A 14,255-nucleotide genomic window follows, 5' to 3' on the forward strand; every position below is an offset into this window, starting at 1 on the left:
GGACCCCCACCCCGTGCCCGAGCCGCCGCCCGGCCCGGACCCGGAGCCCGCGCCCGCGATGACGGCGGCCATCAGTCTGGAAAAGGTCGAGGAGACCGCGCCCGGCCTCGTCAGCCTCTACAAGTCGGCGGGCGTCTCGCTGCGGAAGCAGGGCCTGGCGGGCCAGCGCGCGGCGGTCTATCTGGTCCTGGACCGCTCGGGCTCCATGCGCCGCTACTACAAGGACGGCTCCGTCCAGCACCTCGCCGAGCAGGCCCTGGGCCTGGCGGCCCACTTCGACGACGACGGCGTCGTCCCCGTCGTCTTCTTCTCCACGGACGTCGACGGCACGGCCGAGCTCGACCTCGGCGACCACCGGGGCCGGATCCAGGAACTCCACGAGTCCTACGGCCACATGGGCCGCACCAACTACCACTGGGCCATCGAGGCCGTCGTCGCGCACTACAAGGCGTCCGGCGCCACCGACCCCGCGTTCGTCATCTTCCAGACCGACGGCGCGCCCTACAGCAAGCCCGCCGCGGAGAGGGCGCTGTGCGAGGCGGCCGGACTGCCGATCTTCTGGCAGTTCGTGGGCTTCGGCGACCCGGAGAGCAAGGGCTTCGACTTCCTGCGCCGCCTCGACGACCTGCCCGTGCCGGAGCGGCGGGTGGTCGACAACGCCGGCTTCTTCCACGCCGGCCTCGAACCGCGGCTGGTGGCGGACGACGAGCTCTACAAGGAGCTCATGGTCGAGTTCCCCGAATGGCTGGTGGAAGCACGCGCCGCCGGAATCGTCCGCTAGCCCTCCCCTCCGTGCCGGGCCGCCCGGCCGGCAGGTCGACGACCACCCGGAGGCCGCCCCCCGCGTTGGGGGCGGCCTTCGCCGTACCGCCGTGCGCCCGGGCCACCGACCGCACGATGGACAGCCCGAGCCCGGACCCCCCGCCCAGCCGCTCCCGGCCACGGCCCCGGCGGAACGGCTCGAAGAGCGCCGGCACCTCGGCGGCGGGCACGGGCTGACCGGTGTTGACGACGGTCAGCCGGCCCGGGGCGACGGTGACGTCCACGCTGCCGCCGGGGTGGTTGTAGCCGACGGCGTTGCGCAGCAGATTGCCTGCGAGCCGGCCGAGCAGCACCCGGTCGCCGGAGACGGGGACTGGCCCGCCGGTGTGGAGGACGACCCGTACGCCCGCCCGCGCCGACTCCCCCGCGACGGCGGCGACTTCCTCGCGGACGACCTCGGCGAGGTCGAGCGGCTCGCGGCCCTCCAGGCCGCGTTCGCCGCGGGCGAGGAGGAGCAGCCCGTCGATGAGGCGCTCGGACTGGCGGTTGGCCTCCAGGAGCGTCGCCCTCGTCCGGGCGAGGTCCTCCGGGGACGGCTCGCCGTCCAGCCCGACCTGGACGGCGGCGCGCTGGGTGGCCAGCGGGGTGCGCAGTTCGTGCGAGGCGTTGGCGATGAACCGCCGCTGGCTGTCGAGCGCCCCCTGGACGGGCCGCAGGAACAGCCCGGCCGTCCACCAGCCGACGCCGAGCGCGAGCAGCGCGGTCAGCAGGAGGGCGACGGCCGACCAGAGGACCAGCTCGTGGGAGGCGGCCTCGCTGACGTCGCCCGACAGCCGGTAGATCGTGGCGCTGCCCACGGTCTCCCGCGGCTGCCCGTGGACCGGCCAGGGCCCGGTCTCCGCGGGCACAGCCAGCCGGGCGATCCGGCCGGCCCGCTCCCGCGTACCGGCCCGGGACAGGACGTTCACCGTGACCAGCAGCCCCGTGCCGAGCACGGCGAACACCGCCCCGAACGCGACGGCGATCCGGGCGCGGGCCGTGAGGACGGGCCGCCTCACAGGGTGTACCCGACGCCCTGCACGGTGCGGATGAGCGGCGGGTCCCCGAGCTTGCCGCGCAGCTTGCTCATCGCCACCCGGACGGCCCCGGTGAAGGGGTCGGCGTGCGCGTCCCAGGCCCGTTCCAGCAGCTCCTCGGCGCTGACGACGGCCCCGTCGGCCTCCAGCAGGATCTGGAGCAGCGCGAACTCCTTGGGCGAGAGCTCGAGCTCGCGCCCCTCCCGGCTGGCCGTGCGCCGCACGGTGTCCATGCTCAGCCCGGCCTTCTCCAGCAGCGGCGGCGCGGGCCGGGCGCTGCGGCGGCGCAGCGCCCGTACGCGCGAGACCAGCTCGGGAAACTCGAACGGCTTGGGGAGATAGTCGTCGGCCCCCAGGTCCAGCCCGGCGACCCGGTCCTCCATGGACCCGGCGGCGGTGAGCATCAGGATGCGGGTGCGGGAGCCGGCGGCCACGAGGTGCCGCGTCACGTCGTCGCCGTGCACCCGGGGCAGGTCCCGGTCGAGGACGACGACGTCGTAGTCGTGCAGCCCGAGGTAGGCCAGCGCGGCGTCCCCGCTGTAGACGGTGTCCACGGCGAACCCGGCCCTCCGCAGCCCGGTGGCCACGAGCTCGGCCAGCACCTCTTCGTCTTCGGCGACGAGCACTCGCATGACGGTGGCCCCTCGTTCCTCTCGTCCGGGTACGCCCCCTTCCATCCAGGATGCGGGTCTACCAGGCGGGGTGTTTCGGAAACCTCTCCGTCGTGACGGACGGGCCCGCCCTCTTGATCCGCGCGTCACTCTCCGCAACCATTCAGTAACCGATCAGGGGACGTGCGAGTGGGCATGGATAAAGGCGTGAGCGATGAAATTCCCTGTGGCACCTACGCCGTCGACATCCGGACCGGACGGCTCGGCGAAGTGATGGACCACCACGCCGGTCACGTACAGCTACGTCCACCACGTGGCGGTCTGGAGTGGAACTGCCCGCCCGAGCACGCGCGGCCGGCGACGGAGAGCGAGGCAGGCCCGGGCGGCGGGGGCCATGGAGAGGGGGGCCGGTCGTGACGGCGCGGACGGTCTTCCTCTTCGGCACCTGGACGCTCGCCCCGGACCAGGAGCCGGACGCCGAGCCGATCACGTACGCGATGCAGTGCGCCGTGTGCGGCTCGGCCTCGGAGCCGAGCGAGGACGCGGCGGTGGGGCAGCGGTGGACGTTCCGGCACGTGGGGCGGCACCCCTCCCACCACACCTTCCGGGAGACGATCACCAGACCGTGGCGGGCCTGGATGGAGCCGTGACCAAGGGGATGGCCAAGGGGATGACCAAGGGGAATGCGCGCTCCCGACATTGACACAGCCGTCATAAAAGCAGCGCGGCCCCCCTCTGGCGCTCGGATACGCTAAAGGTGCATCCAAGCCTTCGACACACCGCGACCAGGGAGCAGCCGCAATGGCTCGACACCTCATCACCAGCGCCCTTCCGTACATCAACGGGATCAAGCACCTGGGCAACATGGTGGGGTCCATGCTCCCGGCCGATGTGTACGCGCGCTTCCTGCGGCAGACCGGCCGCGAGGCCCTCTACATCTGCGCCACCGACGAGCACGGCACCCCCGCCGAGCTGGCGGCCAAGGAGGCGGGGCTGCCCGTCGCCACCTTCTGCGCCCAGCAGCACGACGCGCAGAAGGCGATCTACGACGGCTTCGGGCTGTCCTTCGACTACTTCGGCCGCAGCTCCTCGCCGGAGAACCGCGAGATCACCCAGCACTTCGCGCGTCAGCTGCAGAAGAACGGGTTCATCGAGGAGCGGTCGATCCGTCAGGTCTACTCCCTGACCGACGGCCGCTTCCTCCCCGACCGCTACATCGTCGGCACCTGCCCGCACTGCGGCTACGACAAGGCGCGCGGCGACCAGTGCGAGAACTGCACCCGGGTCCTCGACCCCACCGACCTGATCGACGCCCGCTCGGCCATCAGCGGCAGCAGCGACCTGGAGGTGCGCGAGACCAAGCACCTCTTCCTCCTCCAGTCGAAGCTCCAGGGCGAGGTCGAGGCCTGGATCGAGGAGCACGGCAAGGACTGGCCGGTGCTGGCGTCCTCCATCGCCCGCAAGTGGCTGACCGAGGGCCTCAACGACCGCGCGATCACCCGTGACCTGGACTGGGGCGTCCCCGTCCCGGCGGACACGTGGCCGGAGCTGGCCGCCGAGGGCAAGGTCTTCTACGTCTGGTTCGACGCGCCCGTCGAGTACATCGGCGCCACCAAGGAGTGGGCCGGCCAGGACCCGGAGAACCGCGACTGGAAGTCCTGGTGGTACGAGGCCGAGGACGTCCGCTACACCCAGTTCATGGCGAAGGACAACGTCCCGTTCCACACGGTGATGTTCCCGGCCACCGAGCTCGGCACCCGTGAGCCCTGGAAGAAGGTCGACTACGTCAAGGCCTTCAACTGGCTGACGTACTACGGCGGCAAGTTCTCCACCTCCCAGAAGCGCGGCATCTTCACCGACGCCGCCCTCGATGTGCTCCCCGCCGACTACTGGCGCTACTTCCTGATCGCGAACGCCCCGGAGTCCGACGACTCGTCCTTCACCTGGGAGCACTTCGCCGCGACGGTCAACAAGGACCTCGCCGACACCCTGGGCAACTTCGTCAACCGCGTCCTGTCCTTCTCCCGCAAGCGGTTCGGCGACGAGGTCCCGGCCGGTCTGGAGGAGGGCGAGGCCGAGGCGCAGCTGGGCCACCAGATCGCCGAGCTGCTCGCCGAGTACGAGCGGCACATGGAGGAGCTCCAGTTCCGCAAGGCCGCGCAGGCGCTGCGCGCCCTGTGGAGCGCGGGCAACTCCTACCTGGAGACCAAGGCCCCCTGGCTGGAGATCAAGACCAACCCCGAGGGCGCCGCGCTGACGCTGCGTACGGCGATGAACCTCATCCACCTGTACGCGATCGTCTCCGAGCCGTTCATCCCGGCGTCGGCGGCCGCCATGCGCTCGGCGTTCCAGCTGTCCGACGACAAGGCGACGTGGGTCACGCAGGACGAGGCCCGTTCGCTGACCTTCGTCCCGGCGGGCACGCCGTTCACCGTGCCGCCGGTGCTCTTCGCGAAGATCACCGAGGACGACCTGGCGGCGTACCGCGAGCGCTTCGGTGGCGAGGAGACCGCCGTCTGAGCCTGATGGGCATCCGGCCGTGAGGGCCCGGGACCGCCACGGCGGTTCCGGGCCCTCACGCGTACGGGCGGGTGGGGTGTTTAGCGCCATGCCGTCGCCGCCGGTCCATCAGAAGAAACGGTTATGGAGGCGGTTCCGGCCAAGGTCACGGCGCACCACGGCGGCCCGGAACCGGCGGAGCGGCCGGTGACCGCCCCCTGTCCGGATCGCACCGGCTGGCTCGTAGGCGCCCCTGCGACCGGCGTGCGCCCCGGCGTACGGTCCGTCTGTTCTTCGCGTACGCGACGGGTTCCCACACCGGAGGTCCCCTGATGTCGCTCTTCCCCTACAAGCAGTCCTTCGCCGGCTCCACCGTTCCGCCGGACTGGAAGCTGTACGGCTCGGCGAAGATGACCGGCCAGGGCTGGCTCAGCCTCACCCAGGCGCAGACCTACCAGGCGGGCACCGCGCTGCTGAACATCGCCTTCCCCAGCAGCGACGGCATCTCGGTGGAGTTCGACCTCGCGGCCCACGGCGGATCCTCGCCCGTCGCCGACGGCATGTCGTTCTTCCTGATCGACGGCGCGCACGAGACCGGCCCGGGCGGCCCGGGCGGGGCCCTGGGCTACGCCTGCTACCACAAGGGCCAGTCGGACCAGAGGCCCGGCGTGACCAAGGGGTACGTCGGCATCGGCATCGACCAGTACGGCTCGTTCTCCGATCCGGGCCAGGCCGGTGACACCGGACCGGGGCCGAGGCCGAACAACGTCGTGCTGCGCGGCTCGGGGGACCAGTACGCCGGCTACCGCTACCTCACCGGCGCCGCGCTGCCGACGCTCAGCCTGAGCCGCCAGAACCCCACGCGCGTCCTGCTGACGGTCATCGACCGCGTGGTGACGGTCTCCGTCCGCAAGGACAACTCCTGGCAGCGGCTGATCGACTACGACCTGAGGAACGCGACCGGGCAGGCGGCACTGCCCGCCACCCTCAAGCTGGGCCTCTCGGCGGCCACCGGCATGTACACCAACAACTACGAGGTGCGGGATCTGGCGGTCACGCTCCCGGCCGAGATGCCGCTGGCGATGACGGGGCCGCAGACGGCGACGGCCGGTTCGCCGATCGGCTACCGGATCACCGTGTCGAACAAGGGGCCCAACGCCGTGCCCGACGCCCAGGTGACCGGCAAGATCCCCACCGAGGTGTCCGGGACGGTCTTCGGGACGATCGAGCTCACCGGCGGCGCGACCGCCGGTACCGGCACCATCTCCAACGGCACGTTCACCCAGCCGCTCGTCCTCCCCAAGGGCGGGGGCGCCGTCATCCCGCTGAACGGCACGATCAACACCGGTGTCGTCGGCGACATCACCTGTGACGCCACCATCTCCTCGGCGACCCGGTCGAACATCGCGACGAAGTACTCCGACTCCGTCACCACCAAGGTGACCGCGCCGGCGACGGCCGATGTCCCGCTGGGCATGCGGGGCCCGGCGGTCGCGGACTCCGGGAAGCCCGTCTCCTACACGATGACCATCCAGAACAACGGGCCCGGCGACGTCGGCGAGGCGGAGCTCACCGGTACGTTCCCGGCACAGCTCACGGGGGCGAAGTTCGGGCCTCCCGTGCTCTCCGGCGGCGCCGAGGCCGGGCAGGGCACGGTGAGCGGCGGCGCGTTCACCCAGCCCCTGAAGCTCCCCAAGAACGGGAAGGCGGTCATCCGGCTGGACGGCACCGTCCAGCCGAACTGGACCGGCGACCTCACCATCACCTCGAAGATCGACACCAAGAAGGTCACCAACACCTCGCCCCACACGTCCGGCTCCGTCACCACCAAGGTCACGCCTCCGGAGACCGACGTCACCATCAAGGAGAAGACGGGCTTCGCGCAGACCTGGCCGCCCGAGGCCTCGGGCTACGTCTGGTCGTTCCTCTTCGAGCTGGCGGCCAGCGCGAACCGTATCCAGCAGTGGCGGCTGACCTTCGACCTGGCCGTTCCGGGCCGGTTCAATCCGCAGTACTCCAGCTGGTACACGGTGGTGAAGGACGGCAGCGCCGACGGGCAGGTCGTCATCGAGTCGCCCAAGACCGGGCACAGCATCGAGCCCGGCACTCCGCTCGACGTACGGGCGCAGATCCTCTACCCGTCCCAGGCCGAGTCCGCCGACGGCACCCTCTACAACCTCCGGGCGTACGCCCTGCAGGAGAGCGGGAGCTAGCGGACGGACCGCCTCCGAAGGGTCCGGGGCCGCTGTGCGCGGTCCCGGGCCTCCGTGCGCTATACGCGCGTTGATCGTTCGACAATCGTTCGTTCAGCCCGCTCCGGGAGGCTTCACCATGTGTTCGAGAAGTCCATCACCGTAAACGTTCATTCCGCCGACGAGGTCGGCCGGCACCGGATCGTCCGGCAGCTCCGGTCGCTCCCCGGTGTCGACGTCGTCAGCCAGACGCCGGCGGTCGACATCCTGCTGATGGGGCGGCACGACACCGACGCCCCGGAGAAGCTGCGCAGACTGGCCCGGGCCGGAGGCGCGCCCCTGGTGGTGATCGCCGACGAGCTCGGCGAGACGGAGCTGATGGCCGTGTCGGAGTACGGCGTGCGCTCCGTCCTGTGGGGGGAGCGGCTCACTCCGGGCCGGCTGTCGCGGGCGGTGCACCAGGCGGCGGGCTGCTGCCCCAGGGAGCCGATGTCCGCCGCCCTGGTCTGACCCCGGTCACCACGACAGGAAAACGCCGCCGGGCGGGCTCGGTATCGAGCCCGCCCGGCGGCGTTCGCATGCGCGGAAAGGGTTACTTCACCTGGGTCTGCGGCTTGCGGATCGACAGGTGGAGCTCCTTCAGGCGGGACTCGTCGACCTCGCTCGGGGCGCCCATCAGGAGGTCCTGGGCGTTGCCGTTGAGCGGGAAGGCGATGGTCTCGCGGATGTTCGGCTCGTCGGCCAGCAGCATCACGATGCGGTCGATGCCCGGGGCGATGCCGCCGTGCGGCGGGGCGCCGAACTTGAAGGCGCGCAGCATGCCGCCGAACTCCTTCTCGACCTCGTCCTTGCTGTAACCGGCGATCTCGAACGCCTTGTACATGACGTCGGGCTCGTGGTTACGGATGGCGCCGGAGGACAGCTCGGTGCCGTTGCAGACGATGTCGTACTGCCAGGCGAGGATGTCCAGCGGGTCCTTCGTCTCCAGGGCCGTGAGGCCGCCCTGGGGCATGGAGAACGGGTTGTGGGAGAACTCGATCTCGCCGGTCTCCTCGTTCTTCTCGAACATCGGGAAGTCGACGATCCAGCAGAAGCGGAAGACGTTCTCCTCGAAGTGGCCGGCGCGCTTGGCGGCCTCGACGCGCACGGCGCCCATGATCTTGGAGACCTCGTCGAACTCGCCGGCGCCGAAGAAGACGGCGTGGCCCGGGGTGAGGCCGAGGCGCTCGACGAGGGCCTTGACGTTCTCCGCCGTGAGGAACTTGGCGATCGGGCCGGAGAGGACGTCGCCCTCGCCGACGCGGACCCAGGCCAGGCCCTTCGCGCCCTGCTCGACCGCGTAGTCGCCGAGGCCGTCGAAGAACTTGCGCGTCTGGTCGCCGGTGTCCGGCACGGCCAGGGCGCGGACGTGCTTGCCCGCGAACGCCTTGAAGTCCGAGCCCTCGAAGACGTCGGTGACGTCGACGAGCTCCAGCTTGGCGCGCAGGTCCGGCTTGTCGGAGCCGTACTTCAGCATCGCCGTGCGGAACGGGATGCGCGGGAAGGGGGAGGTGACGTGGCGGCCGTTGCCGAACTCCTCGAAGAGGTCGGTCATGACCTTCTCGATCACCTGGAAGACGTCCTCCTGCTCGACGAAGGACATCTCCATGTCGAGCTGGTAGAACTCGCCCGGCGAGCGGTCGGCGCGGGCGTCCTCGTCACGGAAGCAGGGCGCGATCTGGAAGTAGCGGTCGAAGCCCGCGATCATCAGCAGCTGCTTGAACTGCTGGGGGGCCTGCGGCAGCGCGTAGAACTTGCCGGCGTGCAGACGGGAGGGCACCAGGAAGTCGCGCGCGCCCTCGGGGGAGGTGGCGGACAGGATCGGGGTGGCCATCTCGTTGAAGCCGAGGTTCGTCATCTTCTCGCGGATGGAGGAGATGACGGCGGAGCGCAGCATGATGTTGCTGTGCATACGCTCGCGGCGCAGGTCGAGGAAGCGGTACTCCAGACGGCGCTCCTCGTTCACCCCGTCCTCGGTGTTGATGGTGAAGGGGATCTGCTCCGCGGCGCCGAGCACCTCGACCGCGGTGACCTCGATCTCGACCTCGCCGGTGGGCAACTCGGGGTTGACGTTGTCCGCGCCACGGCTGGTGACCTTGCCGTCCACGCGGACGACGGTCTCCTTGGTGAGGTGGCTCAGGGCCTCGTTCGCCGCGGTGCCGGGGCGGGCCACCAGCTGGGTGATGCCGTGGTGGTCGCGCAGGTCGATGAAGAGGATGCCGCCCAGGTCGCGCCGATTGTGCAGCCAGCCACTCAGACGGACGTCGGTGTCGACGTCAGCCGCACGGAGCTCGCCGCAGTTGTGGGACCGGTACCGATGCATCGTTCATCCAAGTCGTGGTCGAGGGCGTTGGTCTAAGGTGCGCCGCACAGTGCATACAGCACCAAGCAAGGGTACTGCCCCACCCGGCATCGGTGGTCTCCCCTGTGCATACCTGCATAAGGTGGGGCAATGCGCACCGAGGACGTTCTGGCCACCGTGGCGACCGGGCTGTGGTGCTGGGACAACGCCGCCGGAGCCGTCACCCTCGATGCCGAGGGCAGGCGGCTGCTGGCGCTGCCCGAGCGCGCCCCGCTGACCGAGAGCGTCATCCGCGCCCGGTTCCACGCGGTCGACTGGCTGGAGTTCCGCAGCCTCCTCGCCCTCTCCGCGGCCGAGGGAACCCTCGGCGAGCTGCGGATGCGCGTGGTGGACGACCGGGGCGAGTCGCTGCGGACGGTACGGCTGCGCGCCAAGCCGGCCCGGGGCGGCACCGACTATCTGATGGTCGGCACCGTCGAGGAGATCGCCGAGGCCATGGAGGGCACCTCCACCGCCCGGATGCCCATCGTCGCCGACTGGCACCGCAACCGCGAGGCGTTCCTGCTGGACGCGGGCCGGGCGCTGGCGGAGGCGCACTCGACGTCCGAGGTGCTGCGGGTGGCGGCCGGGCTGTCGATGCCGGGGTTCGAGCCGTCGGGGCTGGCGGTCTTCGTCGGCGAGGCGGGCCGGGTGCGGGTGATCGGCCACCACGGCTACGCGCCGGGCGAGGCGGACCCGTTCCTCGACCAGCCGCTGGAGTCGGCCTACCCCGCCGCCGAGGTCATCCGCACCGGCCGGGCCGTCTACCTGCCCTCGCCCGACGACTACCGGCGGCGCTTCCCCGAGGCCTACCGCAAGGTGGCCCACTTCGGCCGCACGTCCTGGGCCTTCCTCCCGCTGATCAACGCGGGCCGCACCATCGGCGCCTGGATGGCCGGCTTCGGCGTCCCCGTCGCCTTCACCCCCGACGAGCGCTCGGTGCTCACCACCGTCGCCCGGATGCTCGCCCAGGCGCTGGGCCGGGCCAGCGTCACCGAGTCCGAGCGCGAGCTCAGCGTGGGGCTCCAGCGCTCGATGCTGCCCACCGTCCAGCCCGACATCCCCGGTATGACGGTGGCCGCCCGCTATGTGCCCACCGGCGGCGGGCTGGAGGTCGGCGGCGACTGGTACGACATGATCCCGCTGCCCAACGGCAAGATCGCCCTGGTCATCGGGGACGTCCAGGGCCATGACGTCCGGGCCGCCGGGCTCATGGGCCAGCTGCGGATCGCCCTGCGCGCGTACGCCTCCGAGGGCCACCACCCCGACGCGGTGCTCTCCCGCGCCTCCCGCTTCCTGGCCGGCATCAACGGCACCGGCGACACGGGCGACGAGCAGCGCTTCGCCACCTGCCTCTACATCGAGGTCTGCCCCTCCAGCGGACTGCTGGTGATCGCGCGGGCCGGCCACCCCGACCCGGCGATCCGGCTCAGCGACGGCACCCTGCTGGTGCGGCCCACGGCGGGCGGGCTGCCGCTGGGGATCATCCCCGACACGGACTACCCCACCACCCGGATCGTCCTGGAGCCCGGCGAGACGATGCTCGTCTTCACCGACGGGCTCATCGAGACCGGCGGCCACGACCTGGAGTCCGGCATGGCCCGGCTGCGGGCGACCGTCGAGGGCCACCCCCTGGACGCGGACGGCGATCTGGAGAAGCTCGCCGACGCGCTCGTCCAGGCCGTCCACGGGCCGCCCTCCCACTACACGACCGGGCCGCTCATCGACCGCCGCGAGGACGACATCGCCCTGCTGCTGCTCCGCCGCGCGGTCCCGGCCGCCGCGCTGGAGGGCGCGGTGCCGGGGGCGCTGCCGCACCCGCCGCGCCGCACGGTCATGACCATCGCCCAGGCCGAGCCGGAGCGGATCGCGCAGGCCCGGCAGCAGATCCGCGAGCTGATGCACGACTGGCCGGATCCGGACCAGACGGACTCGGCGGTGCTGATGGTCTCCGAGATGGTCACGAACGTCCTGGTCCACACGGACGGCGACGCGCTGCTCATCGCCGAGATATCCGGCGAGCGCGGCACCCGCTGCGTCCGGGTCGACGTCGCGGACGCGAGCGACGAGCTGCCCCACCGCCGGCACCCCGGGGAGATGGCCTCCTCGGGGCGCGGCCTGGTGCTGATGGAGCTGCTGGCGGGGGCCTGGGGCGTCGACCCCCGGGGCGAGGGCAAGAACATCTGGTTCGAGCTGTACGAGGCGGCCTCCGGTGTGGAGGCGCAGTTCGAGGGCGTGACGTAGGAGCCTTCAGGCGTGACGTAGGAACCTTCGGGAGACCTTTCAGAACGTCGTCGTCCACCCCGCTCCCCGGACCTGATCGCGGGTATAGGCGACGCCGTGCACCTTGAGCCCCGCCGGATCGATCAGGGTGACCGCTCCCCCCTCCGGGCCGAGCCGGAATCCGTCGCCTCCCGCGACGGTGACGGTCGTCCCGGAGGCAAGGGAGCCCATGGGGAGCGGGCGGAGGTGTCCCCGTCCGTCGGCGAGCCGCCAGCCGCCCATGTCGAGGGGGTCGGGGGAGGCGTTGAGCAGCGTGACGGACTCGGCGCCCTGCCCCGGGCGCGCCGGGCCGACGCGGGCGGCCACGATGCGCAGCGGGGCCTCGTGCTCCCCGGCCGGGAGCGGTGCGCCCGGCACGTGGAGGGTGTGCCCCGTGGTGTCGTCGGTGTGCCACGCCTGTGACTGGAAGGCCAGGAAGACCGCCACCCAGCGGTCCTCGGCGGTCATATGGAACAGCAGCCCGCCGTCCTGCCAGACACCGTCGTCCTTGCGGAAGTCGCCGACGTTGCCCTGGTTCATATGGATGTCGTGGACGCCGATGACGGCGGGGCCGCTCCCCGCTGCCCGGAACCGGAAGATCCTGGCGAGGGCGGAGCGGTGGGGCCCGAAGCCCTGGCCGAAGGCGTAGACGGCCACCGTGGGGTCGGCGATGGCGCGCTCCGCGTAGTGGTCCAGGAAGTCGGAGAGGTCGTTGTCCACGCCGGGGCGGTCCGGCGGCAGCGGGCGCATCCGGGCGCGATCGAACAGATTGCCGCGGATGAAGTCGAGGGCGCCCGAGCCCGCCTGCGAGGCGAGCGGGGTCCAGCCGCTGCCCGCCGGTGGCAGGAGCCCCGTCACCGGGTGCCGGAAGTCGTCGTCCGCCAGGAACAGCAGCTCGGACGGGGCCACTTTGGACAGGACGTTCACGGGCACCTGATAAGAGGCGCCGGCGTTGTCCTTGAGGAAGATCTGGTAGTGCGGCGTCTGGGTGCCACCCTCCCGACGTCGGTCGGTGGCACGGGCCGCGAGTACGCCATAGGGCCTGATCGGCATGACAGGGCCTCCGTCTCTGGAGGATTCCGCTGGTGATACCCGCCCTTTCCCACCCTGCGCCCGCCGGAACCCCGGCACCACTCGATCAGTGCCGGGGCTCCTCGTGCGCGGGGCGCGCTCAGACCGCCGGGACGGTCCCGGCTCAGACCGCCGGGACGGTCCCCAGCCGGCCCGCCCGGAAGTCCTCGAAGGCCTGGGCGAGCTCGGCGTCGGTGTTCATCACGAACGGGCCGTAGTGCCGCATCGGCTCGCGGATCGGCTGCCCGCCCAGCAGCACCACCTCGAAGTTCGGGCTGCGCGACTCCTGGCTCGCGTCCGCCCGGAGGGTGAGCGCGTCCCCGTCGCCGAAGACCACGGTCTGGCCCGTGCGGAACGGCCGTCCCTCCACGCCCGCGGTGCCGCGGCCGGCGAGGCCGTAGGCCAGGGCGTTGAAGTCCGGGCGCCAGGGCAGGGTGAGCTCGGCGCCGGGGCTGAGGGAGATGTGGGTCATCGTGATGGGCGTGTGGGTGATCCCCGGCCCCTGGTGACCACCGATCTCGCCCGCGATGAGCCGGATCACCGCCCCGCCGTCGGCGGAGGTGAGCAGCGTGACCTTGCCGCCGCCGATGTCCTGGTAGCGGGGCGGCATCATCTTGTCCTTCTTCGGCAGGTTCACCCACAGCTGGAGGCCGTGGAAGAGCCCGCCGCTGACGACCAGCGACTCCGGCGGCGCCTCGATGTGCAGCAGGCCCGACCCGGCGGTCATCCACTGGGTGTCGCCACCGCTGATCGTCCCGCCGCCCCCGTGGGAGTCACGGTGCACAAACGTTCCGTCGATCAGGTAGGTGACGGTCTCGAAGCCCCGGTGAGGGTGCCACGGGGTGCCCTTCGGCTCGCCCGGGGCGTACTCCACCTCGCCCATCTGGTCCATCATGATGAACGGGTCCAGGTAGCGGTAGTCGATGCCCGCGAAGGCCCGGCGGACGGGGAAACCCTCCCCCTCGAGGCCGCCGGGGGCGGTGCCGACGTACAGCACCGGACGGCGCGCCGCGTCCTCGGCGGGCGCGGCGACACGGGGCAGGGTCAGCGGGTTCTCTACGGTCACGGCGGGCATGGCGGCCTCCTCGGGTGGGGTGCGGTTCCAAGTTAGTTGAATGGTGAACCACATTCAAGACGCGTTCATTCCCGGAAGAGGGACACTTGATCAATGCGCCCGACTCACGTCGCTCTCGTCTCCGCCGCAGCGCTGGCCCTCGCCGCCCTGGGGATCTTCGTGGCGAGCCGCGGCCCGGCCGCGGACGCGCCGCTGGCCGCCGGCGACGCGACCGGGCACTACAGGCAGTCGAAGGCGGCGGCAGACGCGGCGGCGGAGGCGCTGAAGGGCTTCCTGCGGATCCCCCCGCAGGCCGCGCCCGCCCCGCTGAACGCCTGTCTCTTATAC

General features: G+C 71.4%; 11 protein-coding genes and 1 pseudogene. 7 read left to right on the forward strand and 5 right to left on the reverse strand.

Translation table 11 applies throughout. From position 1 onward, the window contains the following. The first annotated feature begins 58 nt into the window (after window positions 1-58). A complete protein-coding gene (locus K6I33_RS19755) occupies window positions 59-781 on the forward strand; it encodes a VWA domain-containing protein (RefSeq protein ID WP_229354289.1) in 723 nt (240 codons plus the stop codon). Here the strand turns inward: K6I33_RS19755 and K6I33_RS19760 are convergent. Continuing rightward, complete coding sequence (locus K6I33_RS19760) at window positions 723-1,820, reverse strand: sensor histidine kinase KdpD (RefSeq protein WP_229354258.1); 1,098 nt, start codon at window positions 1,818-1,820, stop codon at window positions 723-725. The genes K6I33_RS19755 and K6I33_RS19760 overlap by 59 nt on opposite strands. Continuing rightward, window positions 1,817-2,470, reverse strand: a complete 654-nt coding sequence (locus K6I33_RS19765) for a response regulator transcription factor (protein WP_229354260.1) — start codon at window positions 2,468-2,470, stop codon at window positions 1,817-1,819. The genes K6I33_RS19760 and K6I33_RS19765 overlap by 4 nt, the downstream gene beginning before the upstream one ends. A gap of 392 nt (window positions 2,471-2,862) precedes the next feature. On the opposite strand from K6I33_RS19765, the gene K6I33_RS19770 reads away from it, so the two are divergent. The 4 genes from K6I33_RS19770 to K6I33_RS19785 all read left to right on the forward strand — a co-directional run bounded on the left by K6I33_RS19770 (window position 2,863) and on the right by K6I33_RS19785 (window position 7,650). After that, on the forward strand, window positions 2,863-3,099 hold the full coding sequence (locus K6I33_RS19770) for a hypothetical protein (RefSeq protein WP_229354262.1): 237 nt from the start codon (window positions 2,863-2,865) through the stop codon (window positions 3,097-3,099). A gap of 151 nt (window positions 3,100-3,250) precedes the next feature. Next, on the forward strand, window positions 3,251-4,969 hold the full coding sequence (gene metG, locus K6I33_RS19775; protein WP_229354271.1) for a methionine--tRNA ligase: 1,719 nt from the start codon (window positions 3,251-3,253) through the stop codon (window positions 4,967-4,969). A 311-nt stretch (window positions 4,970-5,280) separates the two neighbouring features. Continuing rightward, the gene (locus K6I33_RS19780) at window positions 5,281-7,161 is read left to right on the forward strand and encodes a DUF11 domain-containing protein (protein ID WP_229354273.1); all 1,881 of its coding nucleotides are present in this window, start codon (window positions 5,281-5,283) and stop codon (window positions 7,159-7,161) included. 120 nt (window positions 7,162-7,281) lie between these two features. After that, on the forward strand, window positions 7,282-7,650 hold the full coding sequence (locus tag K6I33_RS19785) for a DNA-binding response regulator (protein WP_229354275.1): 369 nt from the start codon (window positions 7,282-7,284) through the stop codon (window positions 7,648-7,650). 82 nt (window positions 7,651-7,732) lie between these two features. Here K6I33_RS19785 and aspS read toward each other — a convergent pair whose 3' ends face one another. After that, window positions 7,733-9,502, reverse strand: a complete 1,770-nt coding sequence (gene aspS, locus K6I33_RS19790) for an aspartate--tRNA ligase (protein ID WP_229354277.1) — start codon at window positions 9,500-9,502, stop codon at window positions 7,733-7,735. 129 nt (window positions 9,503-9,631) lie between these two features. Here aspS and K6I33_RS19795 point away from each other — a divergent pair, with 129 nt between their 5' ends. After that, window positions 9,632-11,764, forward strand: coding sequence for a SpoIIE family protein phosphatase (locus K6I33_RS19795; protein ID WP_229354283.1), 2,133 nt, complete (start codon window positions 9,632-9,634; stop codon window positions 11,762-11,764). A 39-nt stretch (window positions 11,765-11,803) separates the two neighbouring features. Here K6I33_RS19795 and K6I33_RS19800 read toward each other — a convergent pair whose 3' ends face one another. Then, window positions 11,804-12,835 (reverse strand): DUF2278 family protein, encoded by a 1,032-nt coding sequence (locus tag K6I33_RS19800; protein WP_229354285.1) that lies wholly within the window; start codon window positions 12,833-12,835, stop codon window positions 11,804-11,806. A gap of 142 nt (window positions 12,836-12,977) precedes the next feature. Further along, window positions 12,978-13,928: a pirin family protein gene (locus K6I33_RS19805; RefSeq protein WP_229354287.1), complete on the reverse strand. Its 951-nt coding sequence runs from the start codon at window positions 13,926-13,928 to the stop codon at window positions 12,978-12,980. A gap of 93 nt (window positions 13,929-14,021) precedes the next feature. Here K6I33_RS19805 and K6I33_RS19810 point away from each other — a divergent pair. Then, window positions 14,022-14,255: pseudogene (locus tag K6I33_RS19810) on the forward strand (hypothetical protein); the annotation flags it as partial.

This window comes from Streptomyces sp. UNOB3_S3 (assembly GCF_020740895.1).
GTDB lineage: Bacteria > Actinomycetota > Actinomycetes > Streptomycetales > Streptomycetaceae > Streptomyces.